Annotated in this window: 10 protein-coding genes; 4 read left to right on the top strand and 6 right to left on the bottom strand. The window is 64.8% G+C overall.

Going from position 1 to position 15952, the window contains the following annotated elements; translation table 11 throughout:
- The first annotated feature begins 1 nt into the window (after position 1).
- On the top strand, positions 2 to 2152 hold the full coding sequence (locus AC07EQ_RS09015; RefSeq protein ID WP_478387472.1) for a UvrD-helicase domain-containing protein: 2151 nt from the start codon (positions 2 to 4) through the stop codon (positions 2150 to 2152).
- Between the two features lie 407 nt (positions 2153 to 2559).
- Here the strand turns inward: AC07EQ_RS09015 and AC07EQ_RS09010 are convergent, their stop codons facing one another.
- From AC07EQ_RS09010 to AC07EQ_RS08990, 5 genes are all read right to left on the bottom strand, one after another.
- A complete protein-coding gene (locus AC07EQ_RS09010; RefSeq protein WP_478387471.1) occupies positions 2560 to 3858 on the bottom strand; it encodes a DUF4011 domain-containing protein in 1299 nt (432 codons plus the stop codon).
- 203 nt (positions 3859 to 4061) lie between these two features.
- Positions 4062 to 4679, bottom strand: a complete 618-nt coding sequence (locus AC07EQ_RS09005; protein WP_478387470.1) for a hypothetical protein — start codon at positions 4677 to 4679, stop codon at positions 4062 to 4064.
- 170 nt (positions 4680 to 4849) lie between these two features.
- Complete coding sequence (locus AC07EQ_RS09000) at positions 4850 to 6022, bottom strand: hypothetical protein (RefSeq protein WP_478387469.1); 1173 nt, start codon at positions 6020 to 6022, stop codon at positions 4850 to 4852.
- A gap of 47 nt (positions 6023 to 6069) precedes the next feature.
- Positions 6070 to 8955: a DEAD/DEAH box helicase gene (locus AC07EQ_RS08995; protein WP_478387468.1), complete on the bottom strand. Its 2886-nt coding sequence runs from the start codon at positions 8953 to 8955 to the stop codon at positions 6070 to 6072.
- Positions 8956 to 8973: 18 nt separating this feature from the next.
- Positions 8974 to 10389 carry an SEFIR domain-containing protein gene (locus AC07EQ_RS08990; protein WP_478387467.1) on the bottom strand — a complete coding sequence of 472 codons (1416 nt, stop codon included), beginning with the start codon at positions 10387 to 10389 and terminating at the stop codon, positions 8974 to 8976.
- 173 nt (positions 10390 to 10562) lie between these two features.
- Here AC07EQ_RS08990 and AC07EQ_RS08985 point away from each other — a divergent pair, with 173 nt between their 5' ends.
- Entirely contained in the window at positions 10563 to 11117 is a 555-nt protein-coding gene (locus tag AC07EQ_RS08985) for an SEFIR domain-containing protein (protein ID WP_478387466.1), read from the top strand.
- 13 nt (positions 11118 to 11130) lie between these two features.
- Here AC07EQ_RS08985 and AC07EQ_RS08980 read toward each other — a convergent pair whose 3' ends face one another.
- The gene (locus AC07EQ_RS08980) at positions 11131 to 12069 is read right to left on the bottom strand and encodes a hypothetical protein (protein ID WP_478387465.1); all 939 of its coding nucleotides are present in this window, start codon (positions 12067 to 12069) and stop codon (positions 11131 to 11133) included.
- A 589-nt stretch (positions 12070 to 12658) separates the two neighbouring features.
- Between AC07EQ_RS08980 and AC07EQ_RS08975 the strand changes: the two genes are divergently transcribed.
- Together AC07EQ_RS08975 and AC07EQ_RS08970 are read left to right on the top strand one after the other, a co-directional pair.
- Complete coding sequence (locus AC07EQ_RS08975) at positions 12659 to 14911, top strand: helix-turn-helix domain-containing protein (protein WP_478387464.1); 2253 nt, start codon at positions 12659 to 12661, stop codon at positions 14909 to 14911.
- Between the two features lie 759 nt (positions 14912 to 15670).
- A partial coding sequence (locus tag AC07EQ_RS08970; protein ID WP_478387463.1) for a transposase family protein occupies positions 15671 to 15952 on the top strand: 282 nt, incomplete at its 3' end.

Below are 15952 nucleotides of genomic sequence, written 5' to 3'. Positions count from 1 at the left end.
CATGCCTCAACTTGCCTTGGCCCGGAGCTTCCTGGAGAGCTACGCGGAGCTGGAGAAGAAGGTCAGAACCCAGGTGGACAAGGCGATTGAGAAATTCCGCTTGCTGTCCATGGCGGAACTGCGGGCTGACAAGGGTTTACATCTGGAGTCCGTCGACAAGGCACGTGACCGGCGGCTGCGATCCATCCGGATCAGCAACTTCTGGCGCGGCGTCGTCCTCGCCCCGGATGACGGCAGCGACGTTTTCCTACTGGTCCGGGTCGTACCCCACGACGATGCCTACACCTGGGCGGCGAAGCAGCTCTACACGATCAACACCGCGACCCACGCGGTGGAGGTTCGTGACGTCCAGGTGATCGAAGACCTCACCCCGCCACTGGAACAGCACGCTGCGACCGCACCACGTCGTCTCTTCGAGCACCATTCCGATACCGTGCTGCGCGGTCTCGGGATCGACGATCAGGTGTTGCGTGCAGCCAGAGCGATCACTGACGAAACACAGCTGGACGCGTTCGGGAGTTTCCTCCCGGAGGACCAGTTCGAAGTTCTGCAGTTCCTCGCCGAAGGGTTCTCGCCGGAGGAGGTGTACCGGCAGGTCGTCGCCGAACGTCGCCCGGTCGTCCCCGAACCCGGCAGCGGTAGCCTCGCGACGGCGATCGCGAACTCGCGCAACCGTATCGCCCTGGTCGCCAGTAGCGACGAGCTCGCCGATATCCTCGACAAGCCGTTCGCGGCATGGCGGGTTTTCTTGCACCGGTCGCAACGTCGTGTCGCGTACCGGTCGTCGTACAGCGGCCCCGCCCAGGTCACCGGCGGGCCGGGGACGGGAAAGACCGTGGTCGCGCTGCACCGTGTGAAGCACTTGCTGTCCCGGTCGCCGGACACCAGGGTGCTGCTCACCACCTATACGAACGCGCTGGCAGGCATGCTGCGCGACAATCTCGCTTTGCTGCTCGATGATCCGGAACAACTCGACCGGGTGGACGTGACGACCGTGGACTCCTACGCCTACCGGGTCGTACGTGAACGGACCGGCAAAGGGCCTGTTCCGATCAACGACATCGACGAGCGGCAACTCTGGCGCCAGATTCGGGGTCGGCTCGACTTGCCCTGGACCGAACAGTTCCTGGAGCAGGAATTCCGGCATGTCGTGCTTGCCCAGGGGGTCGCAACGGAAGCCAAGTACATTGCGGCCGTACGTCGCGGACGGGGCTCGACGACGATCCGCACAGTTGATCGTAAGCGCTTGTGGGAGGCGTTCGAGGCGTTCCGGGCGGAGCTGCGCGCGGCGGGAAAGACGACGTACCTGCTGATCTGTGATCAGGCGGCTGACTCGTTGATGCGGGCCGAAAAGCGCCCGTATTCCCACGTTGTCGTCGATGAAGCACAGGACCTGCATCCGTCACAGTGGCGCGTGGTTCGTGCCGCGGTCGCCGAGGGCCCGGACGACCTTTTCATCACCGGGGACCCGCACCAGCGGATCTACGATTCGAAAATTTCGCTTCGCTCCCTCGGGATTCCCGTCACCGGACGCAGTAGTCGGTTGCGGATCAACTACCGCAGCACTGCCGAGATTCTTACCTGGGCCACCGGGATCCTCAGTACGGAACGGGTCGACGATCTCGGCGGTGACGGCGTGGACACCCTCGTCGGATACCGCTCGTTGCTCACCGGGAAAGAACCGGACCGCAACGGCTACGACAACGAGCACGCGGAGATCACCGCGGTGGTGGAGCATGTTCAGGAGTGGCTCGACCACGATGTCCTCCCGGAAGAGATCGCGGTATGCGCGCGGTTCAACGTCCTGCTCGACAAGGTGCATGACCGGCTGACGGGCCTGCGTGTGCCTGCGGTGAGGGTGAAGGGCCGCCCCGAAGAGAACGACAAAGGCATCCGTCTGGCCACCATGCACGCAATGAAGGGTCTCGAATTCCGCTGCGTGGCCGTGGTGGGCGCGACCGCAGGGGCGATTCCTTTCGCGAGGGAAGTCACGCCGAGGGAAGTGGACAGCAGGCTGCATGCCGGTGACGTGCTCAAACAACGCTGCCTGTTGTTCGTCGCCTGTACTCGGGCGCGAGAACGCCTTGCTGTGTCGTGGAGCGGCACGCCGAGTCCTTTTCTGCCTGCGCGGAGCTCAACGACTGTGTCGTGACGCGGGTCGCATGATGCCGCGTCTGCCCGAGCAGGTTCGTACGGGGTGACGCAGGGTTCCCTCAGCGTCTTCGCCAGCGTCCGTGCGCACCGCACGCGGTCTATGTCCGGTGCCCACCGTTCTGCGTGCCAGGACGCCACACGCCTCCCAGCCGAGCAGAACTTCCCCTGGTCCCAGCGGGTGGCCATGGGGACACAAAGAAAGCGGGGACATGTCGATTCCGGTAAGTGACGATCATGTGGTCGTTTTGACGGTTGCGGTGGGAGGAAAGCGGGAGGAGCGTGGTGGATGGAACTGCGCTGTACTGCACAGAACGACGTTGAGTTGTACCGTTTGTCCTGCGATTTCTCGGTTTTCGCAGGTCACCGTCGCTTGTGGGCGGCACTGGGGGTCAAGGGGTCGCAGGTTCAAATCCTGTCAGCCCGACGTTTGGCGGAAGCCCGCTGATCGGCACGTAAGTGCAGGTCAGCGGGTTTCTTGTGTTGTGGTGTGGATCTTTTGTTGATCGTCCATTGTGGCTGGTGAACTGGTTTTTGGGAGGATTTTGGGAGTCGTGATGTTGTGCGGGGTGGGAGGGGGTTGTCGTGCAGTTGCCGCGCGACGTGCTTCTTGTCCGTCTTCTGCTGGTGCAGGTCGAACACCAGCCCTTCCAGACCGACTTGGGCCAGCCGTGTGGTCACCGCTTCGATCGCCGCGCGCTTTTCGGACACGAACAGCACGCGCATCCCGCGTGCCGCGGCACCGGCGATGATGTTGGCGATGGTCTGGCTCTTTCCGGTGCCGGGCGGGCCTTCCACCAGGACGTCGTGCCCGGCCAGGGCAATCCCGGCCGCCTCCTGTTGGGAAGAGTCCGCGTCCTGCACCAGGAACTCGTCGGCCGGCTTGATCGCGTCGGCTGCCGGGGCGGAGAAGTGCTGCGAGCGCTCGGAGACCGCCTGCTTCGACGGTTCGTGCCCGGCCAGCGCAGCCACCAGGTCGTGTCCGGCGAGCAGATCACCCGCGCCGTGCAGGTCCTCGACCATCGGCTGCTTCTCGTAGTTGAACAGCCCGCACACCAGCGCCTGTTCCAGCTCGAGGGAGACTCCCTGTGCCTGTGCCACTGCGGCGAGTTCGGCGTGCACGGCTTCCGGCTGGGCCAGCGGATCGTCGGTATCCGACAGCAGACCGGCGGCGCGAGCGGTGAATTTCTGGACGTCGAGGTGGAGTCCGAAGTCCTTGTCCAGCGCGTACAGCAGTACCGGGTTGAGCTCGGCGTCGTCGGCAAGCTCCAGCTCGAACTCGCTGTCGGCGACGGTGCGGGCGTTGATCCGCAGCGTGCGCAGTAGCAGGGGAGCGCGGAGTCGGCCGATAGCGCTGGCGGAGCCGTCGCGCGGTATGGTGCGGACCAGTCCCTGCGCGAGTTTGCCAACGTCGATGCCCTGTTCTTCGGCGAGCGTGCGCATCGCGCGCCGCACGTTCCGCGCGCGGGTGCAGGCGTCTTTGTGCGCTCCAGATTCCTGAAACAGCACGCTTAGCTTCACGGCCTTTCCGCGCAGCAAATCCCGTACCGCAGCGGGATCGCCGCTAGTCAGGTCGAGGCTGGTCGTCTTGGTGTTTTTGAAGTTCAGCAGCGTGTTCCGGGAGCTGAGCTCGATCAGGCTCTTGGCCCACTGATCGGCCTTGGCGCGCACGAGCTGCCGCCGATGTTCGTCCATGTCAGCGGACATGCCGCTTGATCCCCCTGTCGGAGAGAAACTGAAGGTCGTCGCTTCGTGCGGTGGCGCAGAGCTGTCCAAATGCAGGCCAGCAGAACAGACTGCCGCACTTCGCAATCGGACACCATAGACTGAACGGGCGATTCCGCAGTGGCCCGTCGCGCTGATACCGGATCGAACCGGGAACGCCCTGTCCAGGAAACCTGCTGATCGATCTACTGGTGTTCAAGCGCCGACTGCGCGAGGCTGCGCATGGTTCCGGCAACGGGACTACCGGCCAACGGCTCTGCCTCCGCAATTCGAACCGTCGTACCCATGGCAGATGACGCGTAGTACCGTCCGGTGAACCTGATCCTGGTGTATCCAGGGGTTACTCGTGCCAGATCAGCTACGTTGCCGGTGCCCGGCCGGTCGACAAGTTGCCGGAGCAGGTCGGCTTCGTCCGAAGTGGGCATGTCCGTGCGTGATGTCGCGATCAGCACCGAGTTGCCTTCGCCGTCTTCGGCTTTTAGCAGCTTGCGCTGCAAGCCGACGCAGGGGTGCTGCGTGAAGAACTCAGGTACAGCGCCGTAAGAGTTCAGGCCGCAGTCGGTGTCGCGCGAATTGTTGACCTCGTGCACCGTGAAGCCGGCGGCATCCCATGATGCCGCCGGCCCTGGTTCCGTGGTGCTACCCCCCGAAGTGCCGAATGCCCACAGCGCGAGCCCGGCGAGGAGCAGGACTACCAGGCCGCCGATGCCCGCCATGCCTCGTCCGTTCAGCGTGGGAAGTCCACGGATGTGTCCTCGAACCCTGGTGCCGTCCCGCTTGACGTAGGGCTTGACGTAAACCACGTTGCTCCTTCGGCCCAAGTAAGTGCGAAGCAGTGCCGGGCTTCCCGTACAGCTGTTGTGCTTCGCGTTTGTGACCGCCGGACATTAGCCGCACCGCGTACGCGATATCCATGAAAAAGGTGGTCGCGAACCCTCTTTGTCCAGAAACTGTCCACTGGACAGCGGTCATGTCAGGTGTCCGGCTCGGATTCTCCGAAAAGCTCGTCGATCAGCTCCACCAGGTCGCTCCGGTTGGCCTCGTGAGCCAGCGCGCGCAGCTTGCTCGCATTCAGATCCGGAAATTCCAGCTGTTCGCCGAGGTGCCGGAGCGTTGTGGGGCGCTCGTCGGGCCGGTACCGGCAACGGTGCAGCATTGACTCGGCCCGCGCGAGCAACGCACGGCGCCGGACATCGGCGTCCTTACACCGAACCCGCACTACCACGCTTCTCAGATCGATGAACGAGCCCACGCCATTCAACTTGCGCGTACCGATCGGCTCGAATTCCTCGGGCCCGAAGTCGACGTGCCACGATTTGTCGGGTGACAGCATCGGTTCGTATCCGGACATGCCTTTGTTGGTCAACCACCGCCTGATACGCCGTTCTTGCTCAGCGACCGAGAGGGTCTCGCGCTCCAGCACTCCGGCGATCTCCGGGGTGCCGGTGCACAGATCGCTGAGTCCTTCGTCGAGTTCGCCGGAGCCCGCGCCGTAGACCAGGTAGCGGACGTGGCCGCCACGTGCCACCGCCCGCACGACGAGGACCGGAAGAAACACATATTCCGGCCGGACATCCCGCGGATTCTCCACGCTGAGCGGGAGGTTGAACTCCTCGCGATCGGCGCGGCGTGCCAAGTTCTCCAACGCTTCCCGGCGGAATTGGTAGGGGGAGGACAACGGTCGGCGCGGCGGGTCCGCTTTCGCGGCGGCGAATGCCTCTGCCCGGTTCAGGAATGCCGCGGGGTCCCCGTAGTGGCGCCGATGCAGCGGTTCGCACCGATAGGCATCGAAGTAGAGCTTCCGCCGGTCCTGGCGACGGATTTCGTAACAGGTGTTGTCTCGTAGCGATTCCCGGGCGAGATCGGTGAGTTCGAGCGCATTGCTGTGCGCGGGCAGGTGACCGATGCTCCGCAGCACACGGACCGCACGGTCCACCAGCACCGGCTCCAGGCCCAGGAAACCGGCGAGTCCGGGCACCGTCGTGATCCGGCTTTCGGCGATGGCACGTTCCAGGAACTTGTCGATGAGGCCGTAGGGCCTCCCCGTTCTGGTGGTGGCCTGGACCTCGACCTCGTGTACCGGCAACAGCAGCTCGAACAGGCGGTTCGGGTGGAGCCCCTGCCGGAACGCCGCGTCCTCCAGCACACGGATCCCCGTGTAATCGGCTCGCTGTGGCGATTGCGCTTGTGACATCACGATCCCAGTTCGGTAAGCCGCGCGATGATTTCGGGATGGGTGCACAAATCTCCGCTGACTCGCAGTCGGGTGTGCAGTGAGTCCATCAGCTCGCGGAACTGTTGGTCTTCGGCGTCATGCAGAGTCTTGAGGTCTCCGACGAGCACGAGCCGCTGCTTGGCCCTGGTGAAAGCGACGTTCATCCGCCGCAGGTCCTCGAGGAAGCCGATTCGGCCACCGGAATTGCTGCGGGTGAACCCATAGAGCACTACATCGCGCTCTCCGCCCTGGAACGCGTCCACGGTGCCCAGGTTGGTGTCCACGGCCTCCTGGTTCGGTGCCCACTCCAGGGCCATCTCCTTGAGAAGCTCCAGCTGGGCGCGGTACGGCACGATCAGCGCCCATTCCACGTTGTTGCGCTGGTAGTGCTCGGCCAAGCGGTTCAGCAGCCGTGCTTCGGCCCTGTTGAGGTACCCGGCCTCCTCACCCTGGACCCGGCGGTCGCGGCGGTCTTGAACAGGCAGACTTGAGGTGTCCACGAACGCCAGTGGGCTGCGGAAGAGCGCGTCGCCACGCGGCGGCGACACATCGGATCTCAGGGTTGCCCGGTAGAAGTGGTCGGAGACGAATTCCGCGATCACTTCGGGCATACGGCGTTGGGTCCGCAACTGCACGATGTTGTCGGCGGGCAATGCGGCGACCATCGTCTCCAGCAGGCTCTTGCGGGACAGCGCCAGCAGCGCCTCGTCCTCGTCCCGGCCGTTGATCGCGCGCTCCACGTGGGGCTCGGCCACCGGTGGCAGCTGCATGTCATCGCCCACGAGAACGGCGCGTCTGCCACGGATCAGCGGAATCAGCACGTCGGAGGTCTTGACCTGCCCGGCCTCGTCCGCGATCACCAGGTCGAACTCCTCCGCGGCGATCTCCTTGTTCGAGGCCGATCCGATGCAGGTCGCGCCGATGACATCCGCATAGCGGATCAGCTCGGGGTGCAGTTGCCGGGTTGGGCAGGAAGAGACCTTTGCATGCCAGTCGTCCAGTAGCTTTGCTCGGGCGTTCAGGAGATCGAACCGAGTTTGCAACCCGTCGTGCATGTCGTCGAGCCATTGCAGCATCGACTCGTCGTCGGTGTCGCGCACCTCCGGCAGGAGTTCAATAGACAGCAGCGTGTTGCGAAGCGCAGTCATGGCATCCAGCGATTGGCCCCGCAGCCGGGCGCAGTTGTTGTCGGCCTCATCCATTTTCCGCTGCGCCGCTTGCACCTGGGGGACATTGCCGACAAAGGCTTCGAGCTCGTCGGCGGCAATCCGCAAGGCGTCCCGTGCTTGCTCGAGAACGCGAGAGTACTTGCCAACCTTCTCTCGCCGGTTGGCAAGTTGATAGTCGCGCAGGCGCCCGAATACGCTCGGCAAGAGGCGAATTCCGATGTGCTCCCCGCGGCGGGTGAGCCGGTCCAGCCGTGCCTGGGCGCGGGCCGAGCGCTTGTCCAGCCGGCGAACCTGTTCGGACAACTCGTCGACGCGGTCCTGCGCAGGCCCACCGGCCGCGCGGCGGCACCGGTCGAGCTCGGCGGCGCACGATTCCCGTTCGGTGCGGGCCGATCGCCACCACTTGATGCGGGCGCCGAGCTCGGTATGCCAGCGGTATGCCGTCGGCAGGACGGTGTACTGCTCTGCCTTGCGCTTGCTGCGCTTGACGACTTCGCCACGCAGATCAGCCGCGTAGACCTCCAGCAGGTTCGAGCGGACATCGGGACTGACGTCGATCTCGTTCCCAATTCGAAGCATGACGACTTCGGAGGGCATCCTGGCCAGGACGTTGTCCACTGCCTTGTGAGAATGCGAGGTGATCAGAATCTTGCCCCGCTCGGATCGTCCGAGCGCACCGGCCAGCTCGGTGATCACCCGCGTCTTGCCTGTTCCCGGCGGACCGAGGACCACCATCATGTCCTCGACACGCAGCATCTTACGGAACGCGGTCAGCTGCTCGGGGTCCAGCGGCTGTGCGCTTTGGGCCTGCGTCGGTGAGATCGGCGAAACCTGTCCACTGACCAGCACGTCGAGCACCGAGCGGTGCTGGGTCCGGCGCGAGCGCAGCGCTTCGACGGCCTCTCTGCGCTTGACGTGCACGGCATCGATGCGGGCGGGTATCAGCTCACCCTGCTGCGGCAGACGTTCGTAATCCAACGGCTTGTCGAATCGCACGGTCGCCGCACCATCGGCGACCCGCAGCACCTGCCCGCGCCGTTCGCCGTCACCGCCGATCTGCACGTATGAGCGCCGCTCGGGACTACGGTCGACGATGTGAAAGGCGTATGTACTTGCAGAGGTGAAGCCGGGCTCGCCGACCGGGGTCACCTTCTGGTAGGCGAATCCACTCCGTCGCGGCTGATTCTGCTCAGCGGCGCATGCGATCTCGTTGAACGTCGTGAGTAGATCGAGATATCGCGCGTGTTCCGGCTTCAGGCGCGCCACCGCGGCTAGGTCGGCCAGCTCTTGCTCGAGGCGGGTCCATTCCTTGTACAGCTTGTCCCAGCGCACGGAGGCATCCTGCGGAACCTCCCGCGGCCGTGCCGCTACCCGCCACCGGCAGCGCAACAACAGGAAGCAACGGGTAAGCGCGGCGTGATGGCCAAAACCGAACGGATCGGCCTTGTTGACCCATAAGAAATCCCGTTTCTTGCTCGGGGTGAGGCTTACAACGTAGTCGTAGGTGTGCAGCCGGAGACCTGGCCGGTCTTGCCCCTGGGTCACGATCGCTGCCGCACCGTCAGGTCTGGCGCCGAGATCGCGGACGATCTGGTCGACTCCGGCGGGCAGCCCGTTTCGCTCGTCGCGCCTGCGGACCAGCCCCTCGTTGAAGCAGTCCCCGGGGACCAGGTGGATTGCGCCGGGCAGGTGCACTTCTCTAAGCATGCGGTGTCACATCCGGAGTTCGGCGGCCAGTTCGTGGATCGCGGGGCGTCGGGCGGGGTCGGGATGAAGCGCGGCGTCGATCGCTGCGGCCGCGCGGTCCGGCACTACGGGGCAGACCGCGCGGACCGGCAGCGGCATGGCCTCGTCCGGAAGCCGACCGCTGATCAGGTGGTAGGCGACCGCGGCCAGCCGGAAGACGTCGGTCCAGGGGCCGATCCCTGCGCGGCCGCGGAGAGTCTGCTCTGGTGCTTGGTAACCGGACTTATCGCTGCCTGGGCGGGCCGGTCGTCCAGCGGCTCCCAGGTCTCGCAGTGCGAGATGGTCTTCGTCGATCCGGACGACCGTGTGTGGGGCAAGCTCGCGATGAGTGCACTGCTGCCGGTGCAGGGCGTCCAACAGCTGACACAGCCCGGCCAGTGCCTCCAATCCCCGGCGCACGACGGTGGAATCCAGCTCGGTGGGGTGTGGAATGTAGTCGGCGAGCGTCTCGAAGTCCTCGGGCGGGACGTCCCGGCGTGGCCATTCGAGCACCAGAGTCCGTGTCCGGCCTTCGCCGACGAGCGCCGCTGGACGGGGCATGGTGGCGTGCTCGGTCCTGATCTTGTCCAGCAGTTCGGATTCCTTTTCCAACGCCGCAAAGGTTTCGTCGACATCTCGTGCATCGGCCTTGCGCTCTACCTGCCGCAACCACACGCGCTCATTCGGGTCACCGATCAGCAACGCTCGCGCCTGCCGGAGGGTCACCGGACCACCCTCGCCGCCAGGGGATTCGACTTCGCCGTGCACGAGGTACATGCGCCCGTCCAGGACGACAGTCGCGCCGTCACGAAGGATCACGTCCGCAGGGTCCTCCGCCTGCACGGCATCCGGTTGCCACAATTCCGAGGCAAGCGGATACGGGCCGCCCAGCGGCGGCTCGGTGTGCTGCGGCACCTCGCGCAACACGTGCAGCAGGTTGCGGACGTCTTTGTCGTCCATGTCGAAGTCGCGGATCTGGTAGAAGCTCGTGGAGTACGACCGCAGCATTCTCGGAATGTCCTCCACAGTCGCATCGGGCAGCACGACGGGAAGCATCCTCTTGAGTTCATCCGGGAGGTTTCCGGCGAGCCTGTCCCGCGCCAGGGCCGCACCGACGTGGGTGGTGTCGCCGACGGGCCCCTGCTCGGTGCTGTCCATCAGGCGTCGCATCTCCGGTGAGGCCACTACCAGAATGAAGTCCGCGCGCTCGAACCGTGCGATCTCGTCGGCGACCTCATCGGAACGCTGCGCGTCACGCCATTCTTCGATTTTCGCGTCGATGCCGACGCTGCGCAGCATCGTTGCGAAGGCACGCACGAGTTCAACATGGTCAGCGGATTGCTGTGCCCGGAAGACATACACATGCGGCGTCTGCCCGGTTTGTTCCGGATTCGGCACGATCACCCGCCCTTCGTTCCATGATCGGCGCCGGGCTGGAACGCTGCCACATCCATTCTGAATAGAACAACGGAAGGGGCGATCTGTCCAGCATTTGTCCAGTGGTAGTGGTTCAGGTGTCCACCAGGGTGTGGTTTCATTGGCGCCTTGTGAGCCCGAGGACCCAAGAAGGGGAAACCGTGCAGGACCCGAGCACCTTCATCTCGTACACCCAAGACAGTGATCAGCACTGCGCGCAGGTGCTTGAGTTCGCGAAATTGCTGAGGAAGTACGCGATCGATGTGAAAGCCGATTTCTGGGCTGGGGTACAGCGCCGCGACTGGTATCCGTGGGCGACCGACTATACTTACGAGTGCGATTACACGCTGGTGATCGCGTCGCCGGGGTACCGGAAGATGGGTGACGGGCGTGGCCCCAACGATGAGAACCTGGGGGGCCGGTCCGAGGCCGCACTGCTGCGGGACCTGATCCAGCGTGATCGCAGGCGCTGGATCGAACGTATCCTCCCGGTGGTGTTGCCGGGGCGTCGCATCGAGGAGATTCCCGATTTCCTCCAGCCCTACGCTGCAACGCACTTCGTAGTCACCGAACTGAGCCTGCGGGGAATCGACGAGTTGTACCGCACGCTGACCGACCAGCCGCGGCACTCGACCCCGGAGTTGGGGACACCGGTCCGGCTGCTGCCCGAGTCTGGGCCGGGGTCTCCGGGCTGGTCGGCCGAAGAAGCTTCCTAGCCGGCGCGGCACGTCACCATTCCCAGCGGACACCGTAAGCGAACCCCGGGTCGAGGTGCCGGAAGTGCACCCGTACCTCACCTGCGGCATCGGGGGCCAGGCGCTTGCCGGTCACGGATTCGTCCAGGACATCGTTCTGGAACACCTTGCCCAGCCTCCCGACCATTCGGGGTAGGCGGGCGCCGAACCGCACGGTGAGATCGAACTCCTCGCACGGGCTCTTCGGCACGCACACGTAATGCGGCAGCATCTCGGCCACGCGGAACCGCATCGCGACCTCGTGCTTGTCGCCGTGCTGCAAAGGTTTCGGCAGACGCAGCGCAAGGCCGACCCGCTCGCTGGACTCCTTCTTCCGGTGCACCAACGTGCCGCCCGAGAACACGTCGACGGAGAAATCGTTTTCTCGGGACGTCGGAGACCGGTTGGAGGCGGTCAGTGTGACCGCTAGGTCGAGCTCGTCGATCTCCTGGACGTCGGCGACTACCCGCCGGAACACGAATGCCTCCGGTTGTTCCCGGTCGAGCGCTAGCAAGACTCGCAGTCGTTCGGTGTGCCATGCGCCACCCGGGGTGGCGGCAGCCGGCGTCTTCGCGGCGGTGAGAAGTGACGCCAGTTCCGCGAAGCCCTCGTCGATGCGCCGCCGGACGGTGCGGAAGTCGCGATCCAGTTCCTGAGACAGCCACTCCTGCCGAGCTCGCAGAAACCGCGTGCTGGGTCCGTGGAGCCCCAACGCCGCGAGCGTGGCCAGACGCTGTTCACCGCCCAATGCCGCGGCATACCGACGCACCGCGTCGGTGACCTTGTCTACCGTCCTGGCTGGAGTGTCCTCGTCGGTTACGCCGCATGCCTCGCGCAGCGCGGCACCGATCTGGTCCGTGCGTGCCAGGCACAGGCCCCGGTTCTTGCGGAGCTCCTTGAGATCTTCCTCGCAGTCCTTGGCTCGGCCGCCCACTGCACCTCCCGATGATCATCGACCGGATTCAATATTGGCCAATTTGGTTTCTGCTGTCCAGTCCTGCTGTCCGGGAAGTTGTCGCATCGTTTCCTGTTTCGTTGGAAACGGGAAACTCATTGTCGGTGATGGCGGGCCGAGCTCATGATGAATCGCGTCGGGTCGAAAGGTTGATGTCGGATTTCGGGTTTGTTGGGAACCCGGTGATTCGCGTTGTTCTGGAGGGGTCGAAATGCAGGTGCGATGCTCCTTTTTGAGGCTCGTCAGGTTGTCGCTCTGGCTGGTCGTTGTCGCCTTCCTCGCGGGTGCGGTGCTGGCGGGTGGGGGCTCGGTGCCCTAGTCGGCGGATTCGCCGACTAGGGCACGCGAGACCACAAATAAGTTGAGAGGGGGTGCGCTGAGGGATGCAGATCCACTTCATCGAATTGATCGCATTGATCCCGCACGTCATTTTCGGCTGAGCGTCGAATTGCGACAGCAAGGAGAAAGCGGCGCCCGGAATTCGTCCGGCCGCCGGAATAAATGAAGAGTATAGCCGGATCGGCTCTATTATCTGGCACACTGCATGAATCGCGAAGGAGGAGAGCACGTGGGTAGGAGTCCGAATTTCGGTGCCGAACTGCGGCAGCTGCGCCGGCGGGCGGGGTTGTCACTTTCCGAACTGGCTGGACGCATGCATTACAGCAAGGGATTCCTCAGCAAAGTCGAGACCGGCGCTGCCCCGCCTAGCCCCGCGCTGGCCGCGCTGTGCGAAGCGGAACTGGGCGCGATCGGTGAGCTCACCGAGTTGCTGCCCGATGACCAGGCGCGACGTCGTACCCGGCCGTCCACCCGGCCTTCCGGCTTGCCCGCGTTGTCCGCGCATTTCGTCGGGCGAGTGGCCGAGCAACGATCGACCAGGGCTGCGCTTGAGACCGACGGAGGCGTGTGCGTTGTCTCCGGAATGGGCGGTGTCGGCAAGACCGAGCTCGCGGTGCGGTGCGCGCATCGGCTGGAGTCCACATTCGCCGACGGCTGCTTGTACGTCGACCTGCACGGAAGCACTCCGGGCAGGGGGCCGGCCGATCCTGCGGACGTGCTGGAACGACTTCTGCGGATGCTGGACGTTCCGGGCGATGAGATCCCGGCGGACGTCGACGATCGCGCGGCGTTGTACCGGTCCCGATTGCATGGGCGTAGCGTGCTGCTGGTTTTCGACAACGCGGCCAGTGCCGCCCAGGTTCACCCGCTGCTGCCTGCCGAGCCGAAATGCCGAGTGCTGGTGACGAGTCGGAACCGTCTGCCCTCGCTCGACGGGGCCGCGCATGTTTCACTCGATCCGTTGTCCGACGTGGATGCCGCACGGCTGTTCGCCTCGATCGCGAACGTCGATGCGGAGGACACCGCGGTGCACTCGATTGTCGAGCGTTGCGGGTACCTGACGCTGGCAGTGCGGATCGCTGCGGCGAGGCTGCGGGACCATGCGTCCTGGGACCTTGCCGAGTTATACCGGAGGCTGACCGATGAGGCCGACTGGCTCGCCCAGCTCGATGACGGCGAGCGCAGTCTGACCGCGACTCTGGAACTGTCAGTGCGGGACCTCGGTGCCGAGGCGTCCCGGATGCTTGGCCTGCTGTCGCTGCACCCGGGCGCTGATTTCGACGTGCATGCCGTCGCAGCCCTAGCCGGGGTGGCGCTGCGCGAGGCGGATCGTTTCGCCGAGCGCTTGCACGGCGTGTTCCTGCTGAACCAGCCGGTAAAAGGCCGGTATGCGCTGCACGACCTCGTCCGGGCCTTCGCCGGGGAAACCGTGCTGGCCGGAACGGCGGAACAGCAGAAGGCCGACGGTATTCGCCGGCTGCTCGACGCGATGCTGGCCGCCGCGGCGCTGGCGGATCGGCTGCTGATCCCCGGGCGCTTCCAGCCCGAATGGGCGCGCCACCTGGAGCCGCCGGAGCCAATGCGATTCACCGACCGCGAGCAGGCATTGGCCTGGATCCGCGTGGAGTGGCCGAACCTGGTGGAGTTGTGCCGGGTGGCCCTGCGGCTCGGGGAATACGAGCATTGTTGGCATCTGGCGTTCGTCCTGCGCGGATTCTTTTTCGAGGAAAAGTTGTGGGACCCGTGGATCTCGGTTCATCGCGGTGCGCGAGAGGCTGCAGTGGCCCTGGGAGATCGATGGGCGCTGGCCGGCACGACCTCGCACCTCGGCGTTGCACTGGCCGATCGCGGTGATCTTGCCGGGGCCGCAGAGTGCTACCGAGAGGCGTTGGACCTCTACCGGGAGATGGGTGATGTGGATGGTGAGATCACAGTGCTAGCTAACAGCGGCTGGGTCGAGCACTACCGCGGAGATCACGTCGCCGCGGTGGAGAATCTGAGCGTCGTGCTCGGGCATTACGAACGAGTCGGCAACGGTCGCAACACAGCGATCACGAGGCGGGGAATTGCATTGGCCCGCACCGCACTCCGGCAGTTTCCGGAAGCCGCCGAAGCTGCCGAGCAGGCACTCGCGGAGGCAGAGACACTCGGGCTCGAAGCCGATGTGGTGCGTGCGCTGAACTGCCTCGGCTGGGTCTGCTTCGAAGCCGGCGACGACGCAGTGGCTGCAGCGTCCTACCAACGTGCCGCTGATCGGGCTGGCTTGAACGCAATGCCCTACGAGCAAGCGCGCGCCTACACCGGTCTGGGCAACGTGGCGGCGACCGGTGAGCGCAGTACGGAAGCGGTGGCGCTTTGGCGACGCGCCGACGAGACTCACCGTGGGCTCGACCCGGCAATGGTCGCCGAAGCCCGCGCCCGATTCCGTTTCCGCGCCAACACATCCGGTCTTGCAGCACCGGCCGACCACGAATCCGACTGATCCACGAATCGTACTGATGACCCTGGCCAACACGCCCCGTTTCCGGCTCGCTGGACGGCCGAAACGGGTACCAGAACTCGTCCGACGGTGTCGGCGGGTCTAGGGTCAGGTGGCAAGCGCGTAAGCCGCGAGGTGCTGGCGCCATTCTCCGGGTATGTGCGCCTCACCTCGCGCTGTCGTCAGCACAAGTTCGCAATCATTGCCGGATCCAGGCAGGAGATCAGGTAGTAAGCGCGGTGTCCTAGGTCGATTGCGTCGTGTTGGGTTGGATAGGTGTATGGGGAGACTCCGGCCAGCGTCTTGAACACCCGCTGGGAAGGCATTCGGAAAGCGGTTTTGACGCTAGCGGTGGGAGCGGAATGGGAGGCTGGTGCTGTCCTGAACCGCGTTGTACTGCACTGAACGGCAGCGTACGGTACCAGGATTTGCTGCGGTTTCCCGGTTTCCGCTGGTCACTGTCTCTTGTGGACTACACTGGGGGTCAAGGGGTCGCAGGTTCAAATCCTGTCAGCCCGACGGTGGAAGAGCCCGCTGACATGGCACATAAGTGCAGGTCAGCGGGCTTTTTTATACCCCGGTGTGGATCTTGAGTGATCGTCCCGAAGGGTGCCGTCTCGATTTTCCGGCATTTTTGGGCTCTTGTGACGTTTCCGTGGGTGGTGTGAGTGGCTGGTTTGGCCATGGAGTTGGGGGCACGCCGTTGCTGCGTCTAGGTTTCTGGCTTGTCGAAGGTCAGGAACCAAGGAAACGGACAACGGCGTGCCGAAGGCCAGTTTATGGCGTGCTCTGGTGGGCGTCGACAGGCGCACGGTGATCGAGGATGTGGAGTTCGATGAGGCCGCTGAGCGGGTGGTGGTGCACGTGCGCCCACGCAAGGGCGGTCGGGGTCGTTGCGGCCGGTGTGGGCGGTCTCGGGGCTGGTATGACCGTGGGGACGGGCGGCGCCGGTGGCGGGCGCTGGATTTGGGCACGGTCCAGGTGTGGCTGGAGTCCGAAGCGCCGCGGGTGAACTGCCGCGAGCACGGGCCCACGGTGGCGCGG

Source organism: Saccharopolyspora sp. NPDC045839 (assembly GCF_056431645.1).
Note: the sequence above shows the minus strand (reverse complement) of the source record. Positions and strands in the feature narration are given on the sequence as shown.

Coding starts and splice junctions, on each gene's coding strand:
- AC07EQ_RS09015 (WP_478387472.1), top strand. CDS start 2: ATGCCTCAACTTGCCTTGGCCCGGAGCTTCCTGGAGAGCTACGCGGAG.
- AC07EQ_RS09010 (WP_478387471.1), bottom strand. CDS start 3,858: ATGTCCGCTGACATGGACGAACATCGGCGGCAGCTCGTGCGCGCCAAG.